At 27.0% G+C, this 26,879-nt stretch carries 24 protein-coding genes and 1 pseudogene; 18 read left to right on the top strand and 7 right to left on the bottom strand.

Annotated elements, in window-relative coordinates; translation table 11 throughout:
- Positions 1–913 precede the first annotated feature (913 nt).
- The 5 genes from CRU95_RS14415 (at position 914) to CRU95_RS14395 (ending at position 4,644) form a co-directional block, all read left to right on the top strand.
- A complete protein-coding gene (locus tag CRU95_RS14415; protein ID WP_129101821.1) occupies positions 914–1,144 on the top strand; it encodes an addiction module protein in 231 nt (76 codons plus the stop codon).
- 3 nt (positions 1,145–1,147) lie between these two features.
- Positions 1,148–1,438 carry a type II toxin-antitoxin system RelE/ParE family toxin gene (locus CRU95_RS14410; RefSeq protein WP_129101820.1) on the top strand — a complete coding sequence of 97 codons (291 nt, stop codon included), beginning with the start codon at positions 1,148–1,150 and terminating at the stop codon, positions 1,436–1,438.
- An 85-nt stretch (positions 1,439–1,523) separates the two neighbouring features.
- Positions 1,524–1,958: a hypothetical protein gene (locus CRU95_RS14405; protein ID WP_129101819.1), complete on the top strand. Its 435-nt coding sequence runs from the start codon at positions 1,524–1,526 to the stop codon at positions 1,956–1,958.
- 119 nt (positions 1,959–2,077) lie between these two features.
- Entirely contained in the window at positions 2,078–3,418 is a 1,341-nt protein-coding gene (locus CRU95_RS14400; RefSeq protein ID WP_129101818.1) for a GntP family permease, read from the top strand.
- A gap of 119 nt (positions 3,419–3,537) precedes the next feature.
- Entirely contained in the window at positions 3,538–4,644 is a 1,107-nt protein-coding gene (locus CRU95_RS14395; RefSeq protein WP_129101817.1) for a PQQ-dependent sugar dehydrogenase, read from the top strand.
- 63 nt (positions 4,645–4,707) lie between these two features.
- Here the strand turns inward: CRU95_RS14395 and CRU95_RS14390 are convergent, their stop codons facing one another.
- From CRU95_RS14390 to CRU95_RS14380, 3 genes are all read right to left on the bottom strand, one after another.
- Positions 4,708–6,705: a choline BCCT transporter BetT gene (locus CRU95_RS14390; RefSeq protein WP_129101816.1), complete on the bottom strand. Its 1,998-nt coding sequence runs from the start codon at positions 6,703–6,705 to the stop codon at positions 4,708–4,710.
- 98 nt (positions 6,706–6,803) lie between these two features.
- Complete coding sequence (locus CRU95_RS14385) at positions 6,804–7,325, bottom strand: hypothetical protein (protein WP_164969805.1); 522 nt, start codon at positions 7,323–7,325, stop codon at positions 6,804–6,806.
- A gap of 61 nt (positions 7,326–7,386) precedes the next feature.
- Positions 7,387–8,568 carry an NAD(P)/FAD-dependent oxidoreductase gene (locus tag CRU95_RS14380; RefSeq protein WP_129101814.1) on the bottom strand — a complete coding sequence of 394 codons (1,182 nt, stop codon included), beginning with the start codon at positions 8,566–8,568 and terminating at the stop codon, positions 7,387–7,389.
- 316 nt (positions 8,569–8,884) lie between these two features.
- Here CRU95_RS14380 and poxB point away from each other — a divergent pair, with 316 nt between their 5' ends.
- From poxB to CRU95_RS14355, 5 genes are all read left to right on the top strand, one after another.
- Entirely contained in the window at positions 8,885–10,609 is a 1,725-nt protein-coding gene (gene poxB, locus CRU95_RS14375) for a ubiquinone-dependent pyruvate dehydrogenase (protein ID WP_129101813.1), read from the top strand.
- 131 nt (positions 10,610–10,740) lie between these two features.
- Entirely contained in the window at positions 10,741–11,997 is a 1,257-nt protein-coding gene (locus tag CRU95_RS14370) for an MFS transporter (RefSeq protein WP_129101812.1), read from the top strand.
- 62 nt (positions 11,998–12,059) lie between these two features.
- Positions 12,060–14,648: an ABC transporter substrate-binding protein gene (locus CRU95_RS14365; RefSeq protein WP_129101811.1), complete on the top strand. Its 2,589-nt coding sequence runs from the start codon at positions 12,060–12,062 to the stop codon at positions 14,646–14,648.
- A gap of 46 nt (positions 14,649–14,694) precedes the next feature.
- Positions 14,695–15,960 carry an adenosylmethionine--8-amino-7-oxononanoate transaminase gene (gene bioA, locus CRU95_RS14360; protein WP_129101810.1) on the top strand — a complete coding sequence of 422 codons (1,266 nt, stop codon included), beginning with the start codon at positions 14,695–14,697 and terminating at the stop codon, positions 15,958–15,960.
- 1 nt (position 15,961) lies between these two features.
- The gene (locus CRU95_RS14355; RefSeq protein ID WP_129101809.1) at positions 15,962–16,618 is read left to right on the top strand and encodes a CoA pyrophosphatase; all 657 of its coding nucleotides are present in this window, start codon (positions 15,962–15,964) and stop codon (positions 16,616–16,618) included.
- Positions 16,619–16,622: 4 nt separating this feature from the next.
- On the opposite strand, the gene CRU95_RS14350 is transcribed toward CRU95_RS14355, so the two are convergent.
- Positions 16,623–16,967: a DsrE family protein gene (locus CRU95_RS14350; RefSeq protein ID WP_129101808.1), complete on the bottom strand. Its 345-nt coding sequence runs from the start codon at positions 16,965–16,967 to the stop codon at positions 16,623–16,625.
- A gap of 114 nt (positions 16,968–17,081) precedes the next feature.
- Between CRU95_RS14350 and CRU95_RS14345 the strand changes: the two genes are divergently transcribed.
- The 3 genes from CRU95_RS14345 to CRU95_RS14335 all read left to right on the top strand — a co-directional run bounded on the left by CRU95_RS14345 (position 17,082) and on the right by CRU95_RS14335 (position 18,927).
- Positions 17,082–17,513: a DoxX family protein gene (locus tag CRU95_RS14345; RefSeq protein WP_129101807.1), complete on the top strand. Its 432-nt coding sequence runs from the start codon at positions 17,082–17,084 to the stop codon at positions 17,511–17,513.
- Positions 17,514–17,851: 338 nt separating this feature from the next.
- Positions 17,852–18,397: a glutathione peroxidase gene (locus CRU95_RS14340; RefSeq protein ID WP_129101806.1), complete on the top strand. Its 546-nt coding sequence runs from the start codon at positions 17,852–17,854 to the stop codon at positions 18,395–18,397.
- Positions 18,398–18,465: 68 nt separating this feature from the next.
- The gene (locus CRU95_RS14335; protein WP_129101805.1) at positions 18,466–18,927 is read left to right on the top strand and encodes a MarR family winged helix-turn-helix transcriptional regulator; all 462 of its coding nucleotides are present in this window, start codon (positions 18,466–18,468) and stop codon (positions 18,925–18,927) included.
- A 42-nt stretch (positions 18,928–18,969) separates the two neighbouring features.
- Here the strand turns inward: CRU95_RS14335 and CRU95_RS14330 are convergent, their stop codons facing one another.
- A complete protein-coding gene (locus tag CRU95_RS14330; RefSeq protein WP_129101804.1) occupies positions 18,970–19,851 on the bottom strand; it encodes a DMT family transporter in 882 nt (293 codons plus the stop codon).
- 110 nt (positions 19,852–19,961) lie between these two features.
- Here CRU95_RS14330 and CRU95_RS14325 point away from each other — a divergent pair, with 110 nt between their 5' ends.
- Entirely contained in the window at positions 19,962–20,576 is a 615-nt protein-coding gene (locus CRU95_RS14325; RefSeq protein ID WP_129101803.1) for a Crp/Fnr family transcriptional regulator, read from the top strand.
- A 69-nt stretch (positions 20,577–20,645) separates the two neighbouring features.
- Here CRU95_RS14325 and nhaD read toward each other — a convergent pair.
- Positions 20,646–21,710 (bottom strand): annotated as a pseudogene (gene nhaD, locus CRU95_RS14320) (sodium:proton antiporter NhaD); the annotation flags it as partial.
- Between the two features lie 112 nt (positions 21,711–21,822).
- On the opposite strand from nhaD, the gene CRU95_RS14315 reads away from it, so the two are divergent.
- A complete protein-coding gene (locus CRU95_RS14315; protein ID WP_129101802.1) occupies positions 21,823–22,452 on the top strand; it encodes a fumarylacetoacetate hydrolase family protein in 630 nt (209 codons plus the stop codon).
- Positions 22,453–22,545: 93 nt separating this feature from the next.
- Positions 22,546–23,397, top strand: a complete 852-nt coding sequence (locus CRU95_RS14310) for a bifunctional methionine sulfoxide reductase B/A protein (protein ID WP_129101801.1) — start codon at positions 22,546–22,548, stop codon at positions 23,395–23,397.
- Here the strand turns inward: CRU95_RS14310 and CRU95_RS14305 are convergent.
- On the bottom strand, positions 23,394–23,735 hold the full coding sequence (locus CRU95_RS14305; RefSeq protein ID WP_129101800.1) for a hypothetical protein: 342 nt from the start codon (positions 23,733–23,735) through the stop codon (positions 23,394–23,396). The two genes, CRU95_RS14310 and CRU95_RS14305, sit on opposite strands and share 4 nt — an antisense overlap.
- A 151-nt stretch (positions 23,736–23,886) precedes the next feature.
- Here CRU95_RS14305 and CRU95_RS14300 point away from each other — a divergent pair, with 151 nt between their 5' ends.
- The gene (locus CRU95_RS14300) at positions 23,887–26,103 is read left to right on the top strand and encodes a cache domain-containing protein (RefSeq protein ID WP_129101799.1); all 2,217 of its coding nucleotides are present in this window, start codon (positions 23,887–23,889) and stop codon (positions 26,101–26,103) included.
- 61 nt (positions 26,104–26,164) lie between these two features.
- Complete coding sequence (locus CRU95_RS14295) at positions 26,165–26,875, top strand: energy transducer TonB (protein ID WP_129101798.1); 711 nt, start codon at positions 26,165–26,167, stop codon at positions 26,873–26,875.
- The last annotated feature ends 4 nt before the right edge of the window (positions 26,876–26,879 follow it).

The raw sequence follows: 26,879 nt of genomic DNA, 5'->3' as shown, positions 1-26,879 counted from the left end.
AACCCCTTTATAAAGGGGTTGTATGGAGTTATTTTTGTAATTTAGTAGGTGTTTATTTAGTGATATTTTAGATAAAAATTATTAGAGGTTCTAAGGGTGTTTTTTCTTAACTTAACGGCATTGGGGGTCAGGTGATAACGATAATTTAAAATCTAAATAAGTGGTGACAGGATATTTAATTAATAATAGATGTCAAAGATTCTCATAAACACCTAACGGTCTTCGCATCTCTTACTTTGTGTGGACAAAGTAAGCAAAACCACCAACAGAGTTTCAAAGCCCTTTGGGTTCCCTCATTTATTATTTCTCTTTTCTGACTTGTAAAACTCATATAAAAATATGCTATTAGGATATTTGTTATATTCAAACAGTTACAAGTCTTTTCCAAAAAGAGAAATAAACATTCGGCTTTTGCAAATGTTGGAATCAAAGGTGGGATAATGACATTTGCATTTTTGATTAAAAGCTATTCTTAACTTCTTATATTCTCAATTACTAAAAGATTGTTCAAATTATTATTAAAAAGACACCAAAAGATATTACTACATCTACAGAAGCCGAGCGTTTATTTTTTATTTCGGAAAAAGCTGAGGACTTGTTTGAGTAAAAAAGAGTGATAAACTCACTCTTTTTTAGGAGTTCCGCAAGCTAGAAATTAAAAATAATAAGTGAGGGAACCTTTGGCTTCGCAGCTGTAGTTGTTTTTGCTTACTTTTCGTCAATACAAAAGTAAGAAGAGCGGAGAGGTTTACCTCTTCAAGAGAGAGAAAAAATATTGTGACAAAATAAATAAAAATACAAAGAGCATGTTATTACTCTTTCTAAAAAACTAAATATACTATATAATTTATTTAAACAAAAAATTTACATCATTTTGTTAAAATGACATATATTTTGACAATAGGAGCTCATTATGACAGCACTAAAACAGCAACAACTTTTTGATGAAATAGATATTTTACCAATAGATATAAAAACTAAAATTGTTGATAAAATACTAAATAGCATAAGTCCTGCAAATAAAACTATTGATGACTTATGGATAAAAGAAGTAAATAAAAGAAAAAATGATATTGAAGCAGATAATATAAGTTTAGTTGATGGTGATGAAGTTTTTAAAAAAATATCTCAAAGATTAAAATAATAAATGACTTATTCATTTCATCCTGATGCAGAATTAGAATTTAATATTTCAATTGATTATTATGAAGAGTGCAAAAGAAACCTTGGTTTAGAATTTGCTAATGAAGTTTACAAAACTATTCAAAGAATTTTAAAATACCCAAAAGCTTGGCAAATTCTAGATAATGATATTAGAAGATGTTTAATGAATAGATTTCCCTTTGGAGTAATTTATTATCAAAGAAATGAAGAAATAATTATTTTGGCTGTGATGCAATTAAATCGAGAACCAAATTATTGGAAAGAAAGAGACTAAATAATCTAATGAAATAATTATGATTTATATCTTCTACGGAAATTTTAAATAAAATACTCAAATAAAATCTTGACATAGGATACAAATGAATTTATTTTTTAAAATAGTTTTTTTCATAATTGTATACTTTATTATAACTATATTATTAAGTGGCGATTATACTGATGATTCAAAAGCCATTCTCTCTTTATTTTTTATAAGCTGTCTTATATCACTTTTTGTAAGAATTCTTTTAAAAAATAACAAACACTCTACAAAAATTGCTTTTTTGTTAATAGTTTTAGTAAATATACTATTTTTAATGAATACAACGGGTTGGAATGAAGGAACGATGTCTGGAACTAGTTATATTATTCCTTATTTTCAGTACATAAGTGATTGGTTATATGGGATCTTACTTATTTCTGCTTTTATGGCTTTTACTCCAATACTATTATATTTTATTCTTATATATTCAATTGTTGTATTTTTTTGCAGAATAAAGAATCAAAATTCAAAAGAAATAATTTCTAAAAATTAAAATACATTTGCCTTCTAAATCTGAAAAATTTTACTTTTTTTTGCTATACTTTTTTCTTTTATTAATTTTAAAAATTAAAAATAATTTAAGAACATATTCTTAAATACAAAAGGGGTTTTATGTTAGTAGTTATTTTATTGCTTGCTGTTATTTTTATAGTTCTTGCTACAAGTAAGTGGAAATTACATCCATTTATTGCTTTGTTAATTGCAGCGTATGGTATCGCTATTAGTGTTGGTATGGGATACAACGATATTGCAAGTACTATGACCAAAGGCTTTGGTGGAATATTAGCTTATATTGGAATTGTGATTGTTCTTGGAACTATTATTGGAGTAATACTTGAAAAAAGTGGTGCTGCAATTAAAATGGCAAATGTTATTTTAAAAATTGTTGGAAAGAAAAGACCTGTATTAGCCATGTCAGTAATTGGATATATTGTTTCTATTCCTGTTTTTTGTGATAGTGGATTTGTAATTTTAAATGCTTTAAAACGCTCTATGGTTAAGCAATTACAAGTTTCAGGTGTTGCTATGAGTGTCGCTTTGGCAACTGGACTTTTTGCAACTCATACTTTAGTCCCACCAACACCTGGTCCTATTGCAGCAGCAGGTAATTTGATGGTTGATAACTTAGGACTTGTAATTATCTTTGGTATTTTTATATCTATTATAACAATGCTTGCAGGATATTTTTGGGCTTTGCGTTCTGGAAAAATCTATAAAAGTGGAGAAGATACTCTTGTGGATTTGGAAAAAGATAGTGAAGTTATTGAAAAATATGGAGAATTGCCAAGTGCTTTTAAATCATTTGCACCTATTTTTATTCCAATTCTTTTAATGGCATTAGCAAGTATCATAAAACTTGTTTTTAAAGATATGAGTGAAACTTCTATTTATAAATTATTTATATTTTTAGGGAATCCTACAAATGCTTTATTTATAGGTTTATTATTTGCTACGATGCTTTTACCAAAATTTGATGAAGAGAGATTGTCAGGTTGGATAGGTGAAGGGATTAAAAATGCAGGTGAGATTTTAATTATCACAGGTGCAGGTGGAGCTTTGGGAGCTGTTTTAAAAGCAAGTGGAATAGGATCTTATTTAGGTGATGTTCTTCAAACTCTAAGTTTAGGTATTCTTGTTCCATTTATTATTGCAGCTGCTTTAAAATCTGCTCAAGGTTCATCAACAACTGCATTAGTTGTAACTTCTACTATCATTTATCCTTTACTTGCAAATTTAGGCTTAGATAGTGAACTTGGAAAAGTATTAACAGTAATGGCAATTGGTGCAGGAGCAATGACTGTAAGTCATGCAAATGATAGTTTCTTTTGGGTTGTCTCAAGATTTAGTCAAATGGATGTAGCAACTGCATATAAAGCATATACTACTGCTACTTTGCTTCAAGGTCTTGTAACTATTGCTATTGTTTATTTATTAGCTGGAATTTTACTTTAATTTATAACTTCTATAAAATATAGGTACTTTTTAAGTACCTATATCTAAATTACATAATTTATCATACTTAAAACTTATATTATTACAATATATAAATATTAATTTATAAGGATGATCTCATGATAAAAGTTTTTATAATAAATACAATGCTCTTTTTATCACTATTTTCTCAAACTATAACAGAATTTAAAAGTGAAAATATGAATATATCTGTAGAAAAAGTTGCATCAAACTTAGGCATAGTTTGGGGTATGAGTATGTTAGATAATCACAATATGATTTTGAGTTTAAAAAAAGGTCAATTTGTTATATTTAATATACAAAATAGAACTCTAAAACCTCTAAAGTCATCTTTAAAACTATTTTTGCAAGGGCAAGCTGGTTTACTAGATGTAAAGGCTTCACCATCTTTTTCAAAAGACCACACGATATTTTTTACTTATGTAAAAAATATTGATAATAAAGGTGCAACAACACTTGCTAAAGCAAAATTAATTAATGATAAACTAGAGAATATAGAAGATATTTTACTTACTCAATCTTTAAGTGATACTACAAGACATTTTGGAAGTAGAATTGCGTTTGATGATAAAGGACATATTTTCTTTGGTGTAGGTGATAGGGGAATTAGGCCAAATGGTCAAGATTTAAGCACACATGCGGGCACTATTATTAGACTTAATTTAGATGGAACAATTCCTAATGATAATCCTTTTATAAATCAAAAAAATGCTTTGCCAGAAATTTATAGTTATGGTCATCGTAATCCTCAAGGACTTTTTTTTTATAAAAAAAACAAGCAACTTTTTAGTGGAGAACATGGACCAAGAGGTGGTGATGAAATTAATATTATCAAAAAGGGTGAAAACTATGGTTGGCCAGTTATTTCATATGGAAAAGAGTATTGGAATCCTTTATTATCAGTAGGTGAGAGCACACATAAAAAAGGCATGACTCAACCAATAAAATATTTTGATCCTTCTATTGCTCCTGGGTCATTGATTATTTATGAGGGGACTAAATTTAAAGCATGGAAGGGAAATATTTTTCAAGGTGCCTTGAAACTTACACATTTAAATCGCATAGTTATTGATAAAAATAATAATGTTATAAAAGAAGAGCGCCTTTTAGAAAATCTAGATGAACGTATTAGAAACGTAATAGAAGATAAAAAAGGTAATCTTTATATTTCAACGGATAGTGGAAATATTTATAAACTTTTTTAAAAATAAAAAAGATAATGAAAGTTTTAAAATACCAATAGCTTTAAAAGCTATTGGTTTGATTTTTTAATCTATAGGTATAACAGGATTTAATCCTGCAGTTATATGTAAAAAGTGTCTGTGTTTTTCAAACTGATCAATAATATCACTTGCAACTACATCCATCTCATATCCATAAATATCATAGGCTTTATTCCCATCTTGTAAATAAACTTCTGCTCTAGCGTATTTCTTTTGTTCATGATTTGGATTAAGTATTTCAGGAAATGCATATGTTGGTGTATCATATCTACTGAATCTTACTTCATATGTAAAGTCTAAATCACCATTGTGTTCTACTGTTAAAACAGAAACACTTTTTTCTTTGTTGTTAATAACTTCTACATTCCAACCATGTCTCTCAAGCTCTTCTTCTACATTTTGCATAGCAGTAATTACATCTTCATTGATGTATCTTCGTGTTTCCTCTGGCGTTGGAAATTCAATAAGTCTTGAAAGTCTATTTTGCCAAGTTCCAGATACTTCTCCATGTCGTCCTGCATTCATATGATGTTGAAGTGAGTCATATCGAATAGATTCTAAGTGTAAGGCTTTATACAGTCCCCAACATGCAATAAGCATAATAACAGCAAAAGGTAAAGCAATAACAATAGAAGCTGCTTGTAAAGCTCCTAATCCACCAGCTATTAATAATGCTGCTGCAACAACACCTTCAAGTACTGCCCAAAATATTCTTTGCCATACAGGATTATTTTCTCTTCCTCCACTTGAAATAGTGTCAACTACCAATGAACCTGAATCAGAAGAAGTTACAAAGAAAGTAACAACTAAGATAATAGCAAGGATTGAAATAATACTAGAAAAAGGGAAGTGTTCTAAGAATTTGAATAAGGCAGTTGCAACATCTGCTGATACAGCTGAACTTAGACTAGTAAATCCTTCTTTCATAATTGAATGCAGTGCGCTATTACCAAAAACTGTCATCCAAACTAAAGTAAATCCAACAGGAACAAATAAAACACCAAGAACAAACTCTCTTATAGTTCTACCTCTTGAAACTCGTGCAATAAACATCCCAACAAAAGGTGCCCATGCAATCCACCAAGCCCAATAAAAGAATGTCCAAGATCCCATCCATTTTGTATCTAGATAAATGTATTGGTTGAAAGTCATTTGTACAATATGCGATAAATAATTTCCTATATTTTGAACTAATGCTCCAAGTAAAAAGAAGCTTGGACCTGCTAAAAACACAAATAAAACAAGTGCTAGTGCAAGATAAAGATTCAATTCCGATAATCGTTTAATTCCTCCATCAAGTCCTAAAACAACAGAAACTGTTGCCATAGTTGTAATAATAGCAATTAATATAATTTGTGTTGTAAGTCCAACAGGAATATCAAAAATATAATTAAGTCCAGCATTGACTTGTAATACTCCTAGTCCCAATGAAGTTGCAACACCAAAAACAGTTCCAAGTATTGCTATTGTATCAACTGTATGTCCTATTTTTCCATAAATTTTCTCTCCTATCATTGGATAAAGAGCTGATCTAATAGAAAGAGGTAATCCATGTCTAAAAGAAAAATACGCTAGTACTAAACCAACAACAGCATATATTGCCCAAGCATGTAATCCCCAGTGAAAAAAAGTGATTCGCATAGCTTGTTTAGCAGCTTCAATTGTCTCTTTGTCACCAACAGGAGGTGCTCCATAGTGCATAACAGGTTCTGCTACACCCCAAAACATCAGTCCAATTCCCATACCTGCACTAAAAAGCATAGCAAACCACGAAATATGACTATAGGCAGGTTTTGATTGGTCAGGCCCTAATTTAAATCTTCCAAAAGGAGATATTGCAAGAAAGATTACAAATATAGCAAAAATTCCAACACTAAGCATATAAAGCCAACCAAATTTATCTGCTATGAAATGTTTCACTCCATTAAAAGTTTCACCTGCTACTTGAGGCATTGTCATTGCAAATATCACAAGTATTGCAATAATAGCAACCGAGGGATAAAATACTGGTTTTAAAATAGTTGAGTTTTTTTCATTTTTCATTATTCTCCTTTACAAAAAAATGCATTATACCTTATCTATTTATGATATCGCTAAAATGGGGAAATTTACACAGATCAGTAATTTGTATATCTATTTTATCAATTCCTTTTTTCACCCCTTTGAGACCAAACATATTGAGTATCTTTTTTCACTTTTGAGTAAAATAATTCTCCTGAATTTCTCCATGGGTCAAGAACTATTCCATCACTAAAGTTACAATCTTTGCAGGTAACTACCAAAGTGGTGTGTTCTCTCCAATAGTCACCAATATTTGCTCCACCTATATAATAATCAAAGCTTTTTAAATCTAAACTTTTTGCATGTTTTAGCATATCATATGCAAATTGCCAGCATAAGCCTTTATCTTTTAATCCAATATTTACTAAAAAGTTTTGAAATAAAGGAGGGCTTACTAAATCATATGATTCTTTTAAAAATTGAGATTGTTTAAACATTTCATTGGAGAGAATTTTGGCTTCTTTTTTATTGACTTTATTATTTAATGAAGATAATAAAATAGCCAACTTATTATCCTTAGTTAGATTTTTTTCAACTTGAATATTAGATACGCTACAGCCTATAAATAAGATGGTTAATAGTATAGTAATTATATATTTCATGAAAAAAGTATAGCTGATTTGGCTATATTTTTTCATAAAACTTCAAAGCATACTTAAGCTTTTACATCCCAGGTATTCTAGGTATTTTCCCAAGTTTTGTATTACGACAATATACTCCCCAACCTTTTTTAAGCCAGTGACCAAATATAGGCATTGGAAGCATAAATGCTTTTTTTTCGTCCCTATAAACAAAAGCCGCTCCATTTCCTGTATCCATTACACAAAGTATATTTAAGTGTTCATGGTATCCTTTGAAGTTAGTTTTATTTTGTTCTCTTTGGTGTATATTATGTGCAGCATTTTTTGCCATAACTTCTGCTACATGACCTTGTTTTGCTCTCCAATCATAACCTTCTAGCGAAGCTACATCACCAATAGCATAAATATTACTTAGACTTCTATCCTCATTTAAAACACAAGAGTAATCATCTGTTTTAATAAAGCCAGTATCATTTGTAGGAAGGTCAGATTCTTTAATAATCTCATGTCCATCACCTGCTGGTATAAACATTATTAAATCGGCATCAAGTTTACTTTCATCTTCAAATACTACACCATCTTTTTCAAAATGGGTAATTTTTTTCCCAAAGTGTTGTTTGATTTTTAGTTTGTCAAACATAGTAGACATCATCTTAAGTGCATTTTTTCCCATGCGTTTTCCAGGTTCTTCCATAGGTGCAAAAAATGTTAATTCAAATCTATCTCTTATTCCTTTTTTCTTAAGCAAATTGTGAACATTAAAAAGTAACTCAAAGGCAGGACCTCCTCTAACAGCAGAACTATCTTTTGGATTACCTCCAAAACCCATTGCTATTTTTCCACTTTCTTTTTCTATAAGTGAGTCTAATGCATCTCTTATATCAAGTGCTTGGGTTGGTTTTCCACAAATAGAAAGAGTATGCTCTACACCTTTTGGTTTCATTTTTGATGCTCCTATTGCAATAATAAGATAATCGTAATCATCAAGAACTTTACCACTTTTTAAAGTGACACTATTATTCTGTTTTGATATTTTATAAACTCCATCAATTATAAGTTTAAAACCATGTGCCTTTTGAAGTTCATTTAAATCAATGCAAGTTTCTTTAAATGCAATTTCATGGGTTGGAATCCAAATAGAAGTTGGGTATATAAAGAAATAGTCTCTATCACTTACTAATGTAACATCATAATTCATTTTTTTAAGGTGAGATGCTGCATCAATCCCAGCAAAACCACCTCCTAGTATAAGTATTTTTTTCATTTTTTTTAATTCCATTATAATTATAATTTATATTACTATTATAAATATTAAACAATTATAAAATTTATTATAAGAAATAATTATAAGTATAAATTATATTATTTATTTAATATTAATAATAAGTTTTTTTCTATTCTTAAAGATTAAATAATTAAAAGGTGTGTAATTAAAAGGGCTTGGAGAGTTTAAAATATGAAAAAAGTTATGAATATGCCTTTGAAAATAAATTCCAAAATTACAATAAATAGTTAAATAAAAATAAAAATAAAAAGATTATAATGAGCATATGTCAATAATTATTTAAAAGGATTTTTTTATGAATGATAGTATAGCAATGTATTTCGCAAAACTTTTAGCAAAAGTTGGTATTAAAAGAATATGGGGAATCACAGGTGATTCTTTAAATGGACTAAGTGATAGTTTGGAAAAATTAGCACAGATTGAGTGGATAGGTACAAGACATGAAGAAACAGCTGCTTTTGCAGCTGGTGCTGATGCAAAAGTTAGTGGCAAGATAGCAGTTTGTGCTGGTTCCTCTGGACCTGGGAATTTACACCTTATAAATGGCCTTTTTGATTGTCAAAGAAAAGGAGTTCCTATTTTAGCAATTGCTTCTCACATCCCATCAACTGAAATAGGTAGTGGTTATTTTCAAGAAACACATCCAGAAAATTTATTCAAAGAGTGTAGTGTTTTTTGTGAGTTAGTTTCAAACCCTGAACAAATGCCCCATATCTTAGAAACTGCAATTAGACAAGCTATTTTGAAAAATGGTGTTAGTGTAATTGTCATTCCCGGTGATATTATGTTAAAACCAATGCCTCAGAGTTCAAAGTTGTTATGGAATGAACCAAATTTGCCAAAAGTACTAGCAGATGAGGGAGATATAATTGAATTAGCAAAAATTTTAAATGAAAATAAAAAAATTACTTTTATGTGTGGAGCAGGGTGTAAGGATGCACATGATGAGGTAGTTAAGTTAGCCCAACTTTTAAATGCACCAGTTGTTCATGCTCTTGGTGGGAAAGAGTATATAGAAGGCAATAACCCAAATAGCGTTGGAATGACAGGACTTATAGGATATGAATCAGGCTATTATGCTATGGAAAACTCTGATGTATTACTTATTTTGGGTTCAGCTTTCCCTTATAAATCTTTTTATCCACAAAATGCAAAAATAGTTCAAATTGATATAAAACCTGAAGCAATTGGACGACATACACAAGTTGACTTAGGTCTAGTAGGTGACATAAAATCGAGCTTGGAAATGTTAATACCAAGAATTCATAGAAAAGAAGATAACACTTTTTTAAAAAGTGCACTAAAACATTATAAAGGTACAGTTGAAAATTTTGATAAATTAGCAAGTGGAAATAGTAAGTTTGGATTAATACATCCCCAATATTTAACGAAACTTATTGATAAACATGCAAGTGATGATGCAATATTTACTTGTGATGTGGGAACACCTACTGTTTGGGCAGCAAGATATTTAACTATGAATGGAAAAAGAAAGCTTATAGGATCTTTTAATCATGGTTCAATGGCTAGTGCTCTTCCTCAAGCAATTGGAGCAAAAGTAAGTTGTCCCAATAAAGAAGTCATTGCTTTATGTGGTGATGGAGGTTTTGCTATGCTTATGGGAGATTTTTTAACTCTTCTTCAACATAAAATAAAAGCAAAAATAGTTATTTATAATAATAGTTCATTGGGCTTTGTAGCCATTGAAATGAAAGCTGGTGGATATTTGTATGATAATACAGAATTAGAAAATCCTGATTTTTCTGCAATTGCAAAAGCAGTTGGAGTGAAAGGTTTTAGAGTTGAAGAACCAGAAGAATTAGAAAGTACAATAAAAGAGTTTTTACAATATGACGGAGCAGCACTTTTGGATGTTACAACAGCAAAACAAGAGTTAACAATGCCTCCTAAAATCAGTTTTGAAAGTGCAAAAGGATTTGGAATATATATGTTACGGGCAATAATTAATGGAAAAGGTGATGAATTAATTGAAGTTGCAAAAGATAATATATTAAGATAAAATTTCTTATTTGAATAAAATTTGTAGAGGATAGTGTAAAATAATATAAACAATTAGTGGAATATTTTACACTTTATTACTTTCTAATCATATATCTACTATTATCACGAAAAATAAACAAAAGAGGTGAAATGCAAGCAACAAAATCAGTTTTTATAGCTATATCTTCGTTATTCTTTTCAATTGGTTTTTTAGCCATTGGATATGGGATGATTATGACTTTTATAGGTCTGTTTCTTAAAGAACATGGATCTTCTGATATGGTTATTGGTTTAATTAATGCTGCATTTTTCTTAGGTGCTATGGCATCTTCTATTTTTAGTCAAAAAATTATTACAAATATTGGGCATATAAGAAGTTTTGTTACTTTTGCATCTATTATGGTTATTACATTTTTACTACATTCTATGTTTTTAAATGAATTTTTTTGGGCTATTCTTCGGCTTATTTGTGGATTTGCATATTATGGATTATTGATTATATTAGAGAGTTGGTTAAATGAAAAGAGTTCAAATGAACAAAGAGGACAAATATTAGCCATATATACAACTGTTTTTTATCTTTCAAATGCTATTGGTCAGTTATTATTAAATATTGATGAAGATTTAGATCATATTATTTTTTCTATAGGTGCAGTTTTAGTACTTTTTTCTGTTGTTTTTATAGCAATGACAAAAATTAAAGAGCCTATTCTTAAACCATTTGAAAGATATAGTTTCCCAAAACTTTATAATGTGGTTCCTTTAGCTTTAACAGGAAGTTTTATAAGTGGGTTTTTAGTTGGTGGATTTTTTACAATGATTCCTTTATATATTATCAAAATTTATGATTCTAAAGAAGTATTATCTTTTTTTATGGCATTTACTATTTTAGGCGGATTAATTTCCCAATGGCCAATAGGAAAACTTTCAGATATTTATGGTAGACGAAAACTTATTTCAGTAACTGGTTTTTTTACAACTGTTGTTTCATTATTATTTATTTTTTTACCTTCCAATGATTTATTGATATATGCTTTGGGGATTTTATTAGGGGCTAGTATTTTTTGTATTTATCCTTTAAGTTTATCTCGTGCTAATGATGTTATTGATGAAAATAAAGATATAGTAGAGATTTCTAGAGCTTTACTTTTTGCATATGGAACAGGCTCTTTTATTGCACCAATTATTATAGGGCTTGGCTTTAATTATTTTGGATACCAAACATTATTTATTATTTTTGCAATTTTAGGGGTTTATTTAGCCCTTTATTCATTATCTAAAAAAAGAGTAGCGGATGATGATATGAGTGTTTTTGTGAATGTACCAGTTACTTCTAGTTCTGTTATGCCAGAAATCGATCCAAGACAAGATCAAGATTGGGTTGATGAACAACAAAAAATAGTTTAGAATAGTTTAGAGATATTTTATATGTAATTTAGATATAATCTTAACACTATCGAGGAGTTAAGTTGAGATTAATATTTATATCTATATTGATAATTATTTCTTTTGAAACTTTAAGTGCTAAAGCATTAAAAAAAGTTAGCTTACAGTTATCTTGGTTTGATCAATTTCAGTTTGCAGGATATTATATTGCAAAAGAAAAAGGTTACTATGAAAATCTAGGTTTGGATGTGGAAATAAAACCATTCAATTTTGGAATTCATGCGCCTAAAGAAGTAGATGAGGGCAAAGCTGATTTTGGAATTGGAAGAGAAACTTTAATACTAGATAGAGCAAAAGGCAAAAAAATAGTTGCTCTTTATTCTTTATTTCAATCAACACCTCTAATTTTAATAACTACAAATAAAAACATAAATAAAGTAGAAGATTTTGTAAATAAGAAAATTATGACCACAGATGATGATTCTAGTGAAGTTTCTATCAAAGCTATGATTAGTTCAAAAAAAGTAAAATTCGAACAATTGCATTTTATAAAACATACACATAATATAAATGACTTAATCAATAAAAAAACAGATATTATCTCAGCATATATTTCAAAATCACCATTTGATCTTGTTGAAAGAGGAATTCAATACAAAATATTTGATCCAAAAGATTATGGATTTGATATGTATAGTGATTTCTTGTTTACTAGTGAAGATATGATAAATAACCATTTTGCTACAGTAGCAGCTTTTAAAAAAGCATCTTTAAAAGGTTGGGAATATGCTTATTCCCATATAGAAGAGACAGCTAATTTAATATCAAAAAAATATAATTCTCAACATATTACAAAAAAAGCCCTAATCTTCGAAGGTGAAGAACTAAAAAAATTATCTTACCAAGATACAAAGATTTTAGGCGAAATAAAAGAAGATAAAGTACAAAGAATTTATGATTTGTATAATGTAATGGGTTTAATACCTAAAAAAACTGATGCCAAAAAATTTATTTATTATACAAATGATAATAAAAAGATATTTTTATCTAAAGAAGAGATTTCTTATTTAAATAAAAATAATAAATTTAAAATGTGCATTATTCCTAATATTAAACCTTATAGTTATTTTGAAAAGAATGAATTTAAGGGTTTTATAGCAGATTATTTTAAGATAATTAAAGAAAAAACTGGTATGGAATTTGAAGTAATAAAAGATGATAAATTTAAAAATTATGTTGATTTGTTCAAAAATAAAAAGTGTGATATTTTTGCTTCTTTAGAAAAAACAAAAGAGAGAGAAAAATATGCTAATTTTACAAAGCCATATGTCAATATTCCTTTTGTTCTAATTACAAAACAAAACTTTCCTTTTGTAGATAGTTTAAGTACATTAAAAAATAAAAAAATAGGAATAAATGCTAGTTATAATATAAGTAAACGAGTTAAAGAAAAATATCCTGATATACAGTTTATAGGTGTAGAAAGTTTGGATGAAGGTATTAAAAAAGTTTTAAATAATAAAATTGATGGTCATGTTGATTTATTATATACAACTTTATATAGACTGTATGATGATAATTCAAATCTAAAGATTTCTAATAAACTTGATATTGATTCAAATTTAAGAGTTGCTGTTAGAAAAGAAAATAAAATTCTATTTGAGATTATAAGTAGAGCAGTTAATGATATTGATGATGCAAAAATTGAAGCACTTATTAAGTCATGGGTGACAATAGAATATAAAAAAAGTACTGATTTTACTTACCTTTGGATAACTTTATTTATTGCAGGAGTAATATTTTTAGCTTTTATGTATAGACATAAAGTTTTAAGTGGAATGAATAAATCACTAAATGACAAAGTAAAACAAAAAACAGAAGAATTATTGAAAATAAATAGTGAACTTGAAAAAAGAATAAATGAAGAAGTAGAAAAAAATCTAAAAAAAGACCATCTTTTACAAAGACAATCAAAATTGGCTTCTATGGGAGAGATGTTAGAAAATATTGCACATCAATGGAGACAACCCCTTTCTGTGATAACTATGGGAGCTAGTGGAATAAAATTAAAAAAAGAATTAGAACTTTTAGATGATGCATTTTTAACAGATACTTTAGAATCAATTTTAAAGTCATCTTCTTATTTATCACAAACAATTGATGACTTTAAATATTTCTTTAAACCTAGTAAAGATAAAGATAAATTTTCATTGGAATCATGTTTTGAAAAAAGCTTAAATGTCTTAAGTTTAAAGTTAAATAATGAAAAGATAACAATAATTAAAAATATTGAAAAAGTAGAAATAGTAGGATATGAATCAGAATTGGTTCATGTATTTATTAATATATTAAATAATGCTAAAGATGCTTTTTGTGAAGCAAAAGTAAATAAAAGAATTATTTTTTTAGATATCTTAAAAGAAAAATCAAAAATTGTTATTAAAATAAAAGATAATGCAGGTGGAATTAACTCTTCAATTATTGATAAAATATTTGATCCATATTTTACAACAAAACATAAAAGTCAAGGTACTGGTATTGGATTATACATGAGCCATCAAATAATAACAAAGCATATGGATGGACAAATTGAAGTGTTAAATAGCAAATATGAATATGAAAATGAAAAATATAAAGGTGCTTTATTTACAATTACTTTTTATGGTGAATAATTTTAATTTTGATATAATCTTTTAATAAATTAAATGAGGAATTATATTGAATTGGTTAGAAATAGATAAAAAGCATGTTTGGCACCCTTATAATTCTCTTCCATCTAAAACAAAACTTTTACCTGTAAAAAAAACTGATAAAACTTTTATATTTTTAAGTGATGATACAAAATTAATAGATGGAATGAGTTCTTGGTGGAGTGCTATTCACGGATACAATCACCCAAAATTAAATGATGCATTAAAAAAACAAGTTGATATTATGCCTCATGTTATGTTTGGAGGTCTTGCCCATGAAAATGCAGCGATTCTGTCAAAATTATTAGTTGATTTAACAGGTCTAAATTCTGTTTTTTTATGTGACAGTGGTTCTGTTTCAGTTGAAGTTGCACTAAAAACTGCATTACTTTATCAAAAAGCAAAGGGGAAAGAAAAATTTAAATTTTTGGCTTTAAATAATGCTTATCATGGTGATACTTTAGGTGCAATGAGTGTATGTGATCAAAAGAACTCTATGCATACTGTTTATGGTTCATATTTGCCCCAACATATTTTTACACAAGAGCCTGAGTTAGGTTTTGATAGTGATTGTACAGCTTCTTTAAAACAATTAGAAGAAAAATTTGAAAAACATCATAATGAACTTGCTGGATTTATACTTGAGCCAATCGTTCAAGGGGCAGGTGGTATGAGAATATATAATCCAACTTATTTACAAAAAGCAAGAGAATTATGCACAAAATATGATATTTTACTTATAGCTGATGAGATTGCTACAGGTTTTGGACATACTGGAAAAATGTTTGCTTGTGAACATGCAAATATAAAACCAGACATTATGACTTTAGGAAAAGGTTTGACTGGTGGTTATATGACAATGGCATCAATGCTTACAACAAAAGAAGTAAGTGATACTATATCAAATAGTGAAATAGGTGTACTTATGCATGGACCAACTTTTATGGCTAATCCATTAGCTTGTAGTGTTGCTATTGCATCTATTGAATTACTTTTAGAAACTCCTTGGGAAAAAAGAGTTTCTAATATTGAAGAGATATTTTCAGAAGAATTAAAAGAGTTAAAAGATTTATCTATAGTAAAAGATGTGAGAAATATAGGAGTAATTGGAATAATTGAACTACATGATGATAGTTGTGCTCAAGAGATACAAGATTATTGTGTGAAAAATGGAGTTTGGATAAGACCTTTTGGTAAACTTATTTATTCTATAGTTGCTTATACAATAGAAGATGATGATTTAAGAAAAGTTGCTAAAACTATGGTTGAATCAATAAAAAGTATAAAGAGATAAGATGAATAAAAATGGATTTAAAAAACTTATAACAAATTTGCCAAAAAATCCTGGTGTAATGGGTAGAGATAGATTTTTTAATAGTGCCGTTTTAATACCTTTTGTAAAAATAAAAGGTCAGTATTTTATACTTTTTCAAAAAAGAGCTATGGGAATAAAACAAGGTGGAGATATTTGTTTTCCTGGTGGAGGATATGAAGAAGGTATAGATAAAAATTTTAAACAAACAGCACTTAGAGAAACAGAAGAAGAATTAGGTATTTCTAGAAAAGATATAAAAATAATTGGTCAACTTGATACTATGGTAGCTTCTTTTGGAACTATAATTGAGCCTTTTATTGGAATTATAAAGAAAAAAGCTATAAAAAATATGAATATAGATAAAAATGAAGTTGAAAATACTTATTTAATTCCATTGGATTATTTTAAACAAAATGAACCAGAAATTTATAATCTAAGAACAGAAGTAAAACCTTATCACATAGATGAAAATGGAAATAAAGAGGTTTATTTCCCCGTTGATGAATTAGGACTTCCTGAAGCCTATCAAAAACCTTGGGGAAATAAAAAACACAAAGTTTATGTTTATAAATATAAGAAAAAAGTTATTTGGGGTTTAACAGCTGTTATTTTAAATGACCTATTAAGAAGATATTAATCTTCTAAATAGTCATTACTGACCACTTCTCACTTTTTAAAGCTTTTGTTAGTAACTCACCTGTATGTTCTATTTTTATATTTAGTTTTTCCAATTCTTTTATAGCTTTATAATCTTCAACACACACTATACAAGCACTCATTTTTACACCTGTTTTTTGGATTTCTAGTAGTTTTTTTTGAATTTTTTTATCTTTTTTTACAAGTTTTATTGAAGGTCCCCATAGCATTAAATGAGCTTTCTTCCAATATTTTCTTTCTAATATTACAGAAGAATAAAGCAAAGGAAATTTATTTGCAACTTCTTTATCTTGATTTGACCAGACTATTAATAAGTTTGATTTAGACATTTTATAACCTTTTTCTTGATATTTTTTATTACATTTGTTATTATAATAAAATATTAATACACAAAAAGTAAATATTTAGAGAATATAATAAAAATAAATAAAGAAGGATAAAAAATGTTTGTAAAACTATATAATCAAATCTTTGGAGTTTTTGAAAATATTCAATCACTGTTTTTACTTTTAGCTAGATTAGTTCTTGCTTATGGTTTCTATGATCCTGCAATGAAAAAGTGGGCAGATATTGGTAGTATAGCACAATGGTTTGAATCAATTGGAATCCCTTTCCCTATTATAAATGCATATATGGCTGCAACAACTGAAATTTTAGGTGTTGTTTTATTAACTCTTGGGCTATTTACTAGACTAATATCTATTCCTTTAATGGTTGTAATGGTAGTTGCTATTTTTACAGTACATCTAGGAAATGGTTTTGGAGCTGGAGATAATGGATTTGAAGTACCTTTATACTACTTATTATTTTTAGGAATTTTTCTTACCCATGGAGCTGGAAAAATATCACTTGATAATTTTATATTTAAAAAATAAATAGATATAAATTATCAAAATCATCATTTTGATTTTAGTATTCCATGCCAAAGAAATTTTGATAGGAGAACTCCTATCAAATCTAAACTTAAATTTTAAGTTCACTATCTAATCTAGCTTGAAAAAATATTGCAAATTGTGAAAGTAATAATTCTCAACTCTACATTGGCATATTCATTTTTCAAAAATTAAATAAGCTCCAGTGTTAAAGATAACCTAACGTTTTATAAATGTGTGAAGAAAAAATATTTTATCTTGACAAAAAAAATAAAACCTTATATAATTGTGTACAATTTAATTGTACACAATTAAAATTAAAAAATAAATAAAGGATTTACATGTCAATTTACGATTTCAGAGTGAAAGACTCTTACGGAAATGTTGTCAATTTAGATAAATATAAAGGGAAAGTTTTATTAATTATTAATTCTGCAACTGAGTGTGGATTTACTTCTCAATATGAAGGGTTACAACTATTATATGAAAAATTAAAAGGTGAAAAATTTGAAATAATTGATTTTCCTTGCAATCAGTTTGGTAATCAAGCGCCAGGAACCAATGCAGAAATAGCAAGCTTTTGTAATTCAAGATTTGGAATTCAATTTCCAATTTTTGGGAAAATTGATGTTAATGGTAATAATGCTGAACCTCTATTTTCATACTTAGTTGGACAAAAAGGATTTGAAGGATTTGATGCAAAACATCCCCTATCAAAGGGATTGGATGAAATGCTAGCCAAAGTTGATCCTAACTATAAAAATGATCCATCTATCAAATGGAATTTTACAAAGTTTTTAATTGATAAAAATGGAAATGTTGTAACACGATTCGAACCAACTGTTGACATTGAAGTCATTGAAGAACAAATCAATGCACTCCTATAAGTCTTGTCTTATTAATGCAAATCTTGATACACTTCATTGTATAAAATATATTGTAAACAAGGATTTGTATGCTAGAAGAAAACAAAGATGAAATTTTAAAACTTGAAAATCAACTATGTTTTCCTTTGTATGCTTGTTCAAAAGAAGTTGTAAGAATTTATAAGCCTTTTTTGGACAAGCTTGATTTAACTTATACTCAATATCTTACAATGATGGTTATGTGGGAACACAAAGAAATAAATAGCAAATTATTGGGTAAATATTTGTATTTGGATTCTGGAACATTAACTCCTTTATTGAAAAAACTAGAGTCTAAAGGATATATTACTAGGACACGTGCACAAGAAGATGAACGTAATTTAGTTGTACGACTTACTTTAGAAGGTGAAAAGCTAAAAGATAATGCCATTAAAGTTCCAGAGGAACTAGGGCGTTCTTTACAGATGGATAAAGACGATGTAGAAAATCTTTATGCATTGTTGTATAAAGTATTAGGGAAAATTAGTGAAGCAAATAATAAGGTTAAATAGAATATTTTCTACTATAGTTTGAATTGCTCCATTAAAATTCTTTTAACTTTTTCGTAATAACATTACTGTAGAAAAAGTAGATATCAATATACCTATAATTACCCAATAAGCTAAAACTTGTGATGACACAACAAACATAAGTATTGCAATAGAAGCAGGAGTTAAGTAAGTATAAGCCATAATTTTCTTAGGTCCTAAAATCACTGTACACTTTTGATATAAATATGCAGTAACCAAAGTTGCAGGTATACTAATATAACCTAAGGAAACAAAATCATTTGTATTGATTCTATTCCATTGTAAAGGTATATTGAATATAATTAAAGCAATTGACATCCAAATGCAACCACCAACTAATGTCATAAAAACTAAAACAACTAACTTATCATCTTTTTCATAAAAATATTTTGCACAAATAGAATACATTGATATAAATAAAATAGATATAAAAAAAAATATATCTCCTTTATTTAAAGTACGTGACAAAAAAAGTTGTAAGCTTGCTTTAAAAATAACAATACAAGTTCCAATAATTCCAAAAAGATATACTAAATATTGTTTTTTTGGGATTTTTTGTTTGAAAAATATCATTGATAATATTGCAGTAATTAAAGGTACAAGGGTAAATATTGCTCCAGTGTTTAAAGCAGTTGTATATTCTAAAGAGATGAACATTCCTATTAAAAATGATGTATAAAAAAAACTTATTATAAATGCTCTTTTAAAAGTTGAAATAAGTTTTATTCTATACTCTTTTTTTAAAAATATAAAAGGAAGCAAAGTTACAGTTGCTATTAAAAATCTTAATAAATTAATCGAAATAGGATTAATTACTCCTGATAATTTTTGAGATACTATAAATGATCCTCCTGATATAAACGTTGCAAATAAAATTAAAATATGTGCATATAATGTTTTTGACATAAAATATCCTTTTTTGATATAGATTATCAAAATTATTTATCTTTGTCATATACATATGTTGATTTTTAAATAAATTTGTAATATCCTTTCTAAAATATTAAAGATTATTTATGAACACAAGTACAGAAGAAATATTTAACTCACTTAAAAAGACTTTAGATTCTTATTATCCACTTTCAGAAAAAACATGGAAAGATTTTAGAAATATATGCACAATAAAAGAAATAAAAAAAAATGCATATGCATTTGAACTTTATGATAATGTAGATGCTTTTTCTTATGTATATGAAGGTTTATTTAGAACATTTTCATTTAATGAAAAAGCAGAAGAATATACAAAAAAATTTTTCTGGGAAACTAAATTTTATGGACCAATGGTTGCACTATTATATAAAAAACCTATAAATGCAGTAGTTCAAGCAATTGAAGATTCAATAGTTATAGATATTAAACATGACAAATATAGAAAACTTTTAGAAACATATGATGATTTAAAATTTTTTCATATTTTTTATTTAGAAAAACATTGGGTATTAGAAAGAGATGATATAGGCTCTTCTCTTGTTCTTGATAATGCTAAAAAAAGATATGAAAAATTCAATGAAGAATTTAAAAATATCATAAAAAGAATTCCTAAGCACTATATAGCATCATACTTGGGTATTTCACCTACTCATTTGAGTCGTATTAGAAGAGAATTAAAAAAGAAGGGTAATATAGAATAATATTAATTATGATAAATCTCAAGATATTTACTATATTTTATAAAAAAAGAAGATTTAAATTAAGTTTAATTAATAAAGTTTTAACATCTCAAATTGAAAATACCAAATACCAATTGATACAAAATATCCAATTAAAATAGTCCATGCATATTTCATATGACTACTAAAAGTATAAACACCTTTTAGTTTTCCCATAACACCTACACCAGCAGCACTACCAAATGAGATTAAAGAACCACCAATACCTGCTGTTAATGTAACTAATAGCCAGTTTGAAATATCCATATTTGGATTTGCTTTTAAAATAGCAGACATTACTGGAACATTATCTACAATTGCTGATAAGAACCCAACTGCAATATTTGATAAAGTTGGTCCTAAATTATTTGGATGATATACTACTGAAGCAAGAGTTAGCCAACCTACAAAATATAAAGCTCCAACTGCTGCTAAAATACCAAAGAAAAACATCAATGCATTATTTCCAATTTTTGACATCGAATAAAAAATATCAAAGTGTTCACTTCCATATTTTTTTCTTAATTTAAATGAATAGAATTTTAATAACATTAAACCAAACATCATACCCCACATAGCTGGGAAGTCTAAGAATTGATGAGAAATTACTGCCATGACAATTGTAACAACACCTAAGAAAATGATAGTTTTTGCACCGTCTTTCATTTGAGGAACTTCAACTTTTGAATCAAACTCTGGTTTTGTTTTTGGAACAACAAGAGATAATAAAAAAGCAGTTGCTAAATATCCTAATATTGAGGCAGGGAATAGATATAAAAAGTCCATAAATTGACCCTTACCTGAAGTCCAAACCATCAAAGTTGTAATATCACCAAATGGAAACCATGCACCACCCGCATTAGCTGCAACTACGATATTAATTGCACCTGGAACTAAAAACTCTTTTTTCTCTTTTTCAATTGTAATTAAAACAGTTGAAAGAATAAGTGCTGTTGTTAAGTTATCTGCAATTGGTGAGATAAAGAAAGATAAAAATCCAGTAAGCCAAAATAGTTTTCTATAACTATACCCTTTTGAAACTAGATTGTATTTTAGTCTATCAAAAACACCCATAGGAATAAGTGATTCGATATATGTCATAGAAAGAAATAAGAAGATCTTTCAAAATTTATGAGATATAAATTATCAAAATTAGTTCATTTTTGATATAATTTTTTATTACAGCTTTAAATAAAAGCTGTGCAAAATTTATTTAAAAAGTAGAAAAATGAATAAAATACTAATAGACAATAAAGAAATATATCCTTCAAAAGTAGTATGTATAGGTAGAAATTATGTGGAACACATAAAAGAGTTAAATAATGAGACTCCTGAAGAACCAGTTTTTTTCTTCAAACCAAATTCTTCAATAAGTAGTGAATTAGTATTTCCAAAAGGAAATACTAGTTGCCACTATGAAGCAGAAATATCATTTCTAATTGAAGAGAACAAAATCTCAGCTGTTGCTTTTGGTTTAGATTTAACTTTAAGAGAAGTTCAATCAAAGCTTAAACAAAAAGGTTTACCTTGGGAAAGAGCAAAAGCTTTTAATGGAGCAGCGGTTTTTTCTAATTTTGTTAGTTTTAACGAAGACATCTCAGAACTTGCACTTGAGTTATATATAAATGGGGAACTCAAACAAAAAGGTGATGTATCTATGATGATATATAAACCAAATGAAATAATAAAAAATTTAAACACTTTTTCATCTTTTGAAGATGGAGATATACTTATGAGTGGAACTCCTAGTGGTGTAGGGAAATTTGAAGTAAATGATATCTTTGAAGGTAAGCTTTTATATAAAAATGAAGTGTTAATAAATGTAAAGTTTGATGTTAAAGAATCTTCAAAAATTTAACTTTTATTAAGAGCAAAAACTATATTTATAATTTATTAAAGAACTTTTTTTCTTTAGATAGAATTTCAGAAATTATAAATTATAGGATATAAAATGTCATTTAATAAATTAACTGAAGAAGAAATAAGAGTAATAGAAAATAAAGGAACAGAGAGACCTTTTTCTGGTAAATATAATGATTTTTATTCGGATGGTATTTATAAATGTAAAAAATGTGATACAAAGTTGTATTCATCTGATAGTAAATTTAACTCAAGTTGTGGTTGGCCAAGTTTTGATGATGATTTTGGAACTGTAAAAAGAGTTCAAGATAGTGATGGAAGAAGAACAGAAATTGTTTGTGCAAACTGTGGTGCTCATTTAGGTCATGTATTTGAAGGTGAAGGTTTTACATCAAAAAATACAAGACATTGTGTAAATTCTATTTCATTAAATTTTGATTATATAAATAAAACAAACGAAGACCAAGCAATATGTTATTTTGCAGCAGGTTGTTTTTGGGGTGTAGAATATCATTTTGAACACTTAAAAGGTGTTTATAGTGCAGTTTCTGGATATATGGGTGGAGATACACTTCATCCTGATTACCAAAGTGTTTGTACTGGTACAACGGGACATTTAGAAACAGTAAAAATAGAGTATGATAAGAAAGTAGTCACTTTTGAACAGTTAGTCAAATACTTTTTTGAAATTCATGATTTCACTCAAGCCAATGGTCAAGGTCCTGACATAGGTAGTCAATATTTATCTGCAATATTTTATAAAAATGATGAGCAAAGAGAAAAATCTTTGGAAATAATAGATGAGTTAGAAAGTAAAGGGTACAAAGTGGCTACTGCATTATACGAAGCATCAACTTTTTATGAAGCAGAAGAATATCATCAAAATTATTATGACAGACACCAAAAGGTGCCATATTGTCATACTTATAAGAAAATATTTTAGTTATTTACACCTAAAATATAATAAATTGGTCTTTCACTTATTTGTTGAACTTTTACCCCATATTTGTCAGCCCAATGTGAAACTTCATTATGAAATTCTTTTAGAATTTCATCTGAATCATTTTCATCACACTTAATTTTTAAGTATTCTGTTTTATTTGAAAACCCTACATAAGCATTCATTTTTTTTAAATGGTCATTTAAACTAATAATATGTTTTGCAAACTTTTCAAAATCTTTTGTATTTTTTATCATAACTTCTGCTTGCTTTAGTGCACTTTCACTTTTTGAATAACCTAATTGTGATAGAACAACTTCAGGTGACATTTCTATTTGCATAGTAATCCTTTGTTAATATTTTGAATAGTAAATATATCAAAAATGAATTGAAATGTTGGTTAATATTTTATTGTATTATCTAATGGCTAATATATAATTAAGTTATTATTTCTATTATTTTTTGTAATATTGTCTCAACACAAGGGATATCATGCAAAAGCAAAATAATTATATTTTTGAAATTATATTTTTACCAATAATAATTATAATTTTTCTCATCACAAGTATTACTATTTATAATATACATATTACTAAGAAACAGTTAGAAAATCAAATAAAAAATAAAAAAGCCGAGTTTTTTGAAGAAAAGAAAAATCTGATATATAACAAAGTTCATAATATAAATAATATAATAAAAATAGATAACAATAAAGTTAATAAAAAAGTTAAAAGCCAATTAGAAGAAAAAATTATAATTGCATTAAGAGTTGCTAAAAATACATATAAAAAGAATAAAAGTTTATCAAAAAAGAGTTTAATAAATGTACTAAAAAGTAGGCTTTCAATTTTAACATATAACAAAGATAAGAGTTATTATTTTATTTTTGATAAAGCAGGAACTATCCTTGCCCATCCTGAAAAAGACTTAATTGGAAAAAACTTAAATGATTATTTTGATACAGATAATAAAAAAATAGGCTTAAAATTATTTAATAGTTTATCAAATAATGAAAAAATTGGATTTACTCAATATTATTTTAAAAAGCCAAATCTTAGGGATAATGTATTTTTAAAAGCAGTTGCTGTCATATATTTTAAACCATTAGATATATATATAGGAACATTAGTATATCCTCGTGATATTTTAAATGAAGAAAAAATAGATTTAATTAATAAAATAGAATTAAAAGATCAAGTATTTTATTTAACAGTAGTTTCAAACTTAGAAAATCTTGTATACACAAATGCAAAATATGAAATAATAAATAAAATATTAGTAATAAAACTAGATAAAAATACAAAAGATATAATATATTTAAATTATAAATATAAAAAAAAGGGAAGATTAGACTTTAGATATAATGTTATTAATTCATTTGAATATAATTATATATTTAATTATGAAACATTTGTTTATGGCACTGCTTATGGAATAATATTTTGTGCATTTTTATATTATTTAATAATATTCTTTTCCACTCGCATAAAGTATTTTTTATATTATTCTTTAATGCAATTATTTGTTTTATTGAGCCTAATAGCTTTTGTTTATTTAAGTTACAAATCTTTTCCAACTGTTTTAGAACAAGCAATTACTGATATTTTTGAAACCAGTGCCTTTTTATTTACTCTTCTTTTTGCAAAAGACATATTAAATGCAAAAAAACAAATGCCTATTTTCAATATTATTTTCATCATTTTTATTGTTTTAAATGTACTTGATCTTTTTGCTATACTTATATATAAAGAGTCCGTATTGTATGAATATATGCATTTTTATGTTTGTTTTTTTATTCCCATTGTAGCAGGTATTATTTCACTCTATAAAGGTAATTATATCTCTTCTTTTTATATTTTAGGTTGGTCTTTTGTCTTTCTTTTTTTAGTGTTAAATTCTTATCAATTGATTTCTATAAGTCCAATTTATACTATTCATCTAGTTACACCCATAGAATCATTAATATTTAGTTTTGCACTTGGATATACTTTAAAAAAGATTATTGAAGACAAAAATAAAAAAGAAAAACTTTTAATTCATAATAATAAACTCTCTTCCATGGGAGAAATGATTAATAATATTGCACATCAATGGAGACAACCTCTTGCTCATTTAGGATTTATTAATATGAATTTACAATTATCTATTAAAAATGATTATATCGATACAAAATATTTAAAAGAAAAAATAGAAGAATCAAAAATACAATTAAATTTTATGTCAAAAACTATTGATAATTTTAGAGATTTTTACAAAATAAATAAAGAGAAAAATCTATTTTTTATCAGTCATTCAATAAATAATGTAATGGACATAATGAAACCATTATTGCAAGAGAATAAAATAGAATATGAATTTATTATAAAAAATGACAAACAAATATTAGCCTATGAAAATGAATATGCTCAAGTAATACTAAATATTATAACAAATGCAAAAGATGTTTTAATATCAAGAAAAATCCAAAACCCAAAAATCAAAATAATTCTCAAAATTGAAAATGAATCAATAATAACAACAATAGAGGATAATGCGGGAGGGATAGAAGAAAAATACCTAGAATGTTTATTTGACCCATATTTTACAACAAAACAAAAAGGAAGTGGTATAGGACTTTATATGTCAAAAATGATAATCGAATCTCATTTTAAGGGCAAGATAGAAGTATTTAATCATAATAATGGAGCAAATTTTCATATAACAATTTAAAATTAAACAATTTAAACAATAATTAAGATAATCATTATCAATATTATGTTAATATCCTCAAATGGAAAAAAAGAAAAGTCTATTATCAATATTTATACTTGTTATTTGTACTCATATTTATTTATTTGCCCAATTACATACAGAGGAAAATAAAATTATAGCACCAAAACCTACAAATTCTGCTACGCAAATAAAATTAAACAAGATAGTAATAAAAAAACAAGAAGTTAAAAAAGTTGAAGTCAAAAAAGAAGTTAAGAAAAAAGAAGTCGTAAGAAAAAAGCTTCACAAAACAAAAAGTAAAAATATTATCAAACACACAAAGAAAAAGAAGTTTATTAAAAAAGAAAAACCAATAAAAAAACTTGTTCATAAAAAAGAACCTGAAAAAACTTTTAAAGAAAAGATTGTTGAACATAAAGTTCAACAAAAAACTAAAAATAAAACTATAAACATTGATTTAGATAAATTAAAAGCTATAGAGAATGAATATTTATTAAAATTAAAAGAATTAATAGAAAAAAATAAAATATATCCAAATAGTGCAAAAAGACTTAATCAAACAGGAAAAGTATACTTAAACTTTACCATTGCAAAAAATGGAGATATTGTAAATATCAAAATAATGGAAAAGTCAAAATACAAAAGATTAAACAATGCAGCAATGGAAATTATAAACAAAATAAAACATTTTGAACCAATTCCTCAAGAACTAAATAAAAGTTCTTGGAATATTACAGTTCCAGTTTTATATCAAATTATTAGGAGTTAAAATA

This window comes from Arcobacter sp. F2176, from assembly GCF_004116465.1.
Classification (GTDB): Bacteria; Campylobacterota; Campylobacteria; order Campylobacterales; family Arcobacteraceae; genus Arcobacter; species Arcobacter siniprincipis.
Note: the sequence above shows the minus strand (reverse complement) of the source record. Positions and strands in the feature narration are given on the sequence as shown.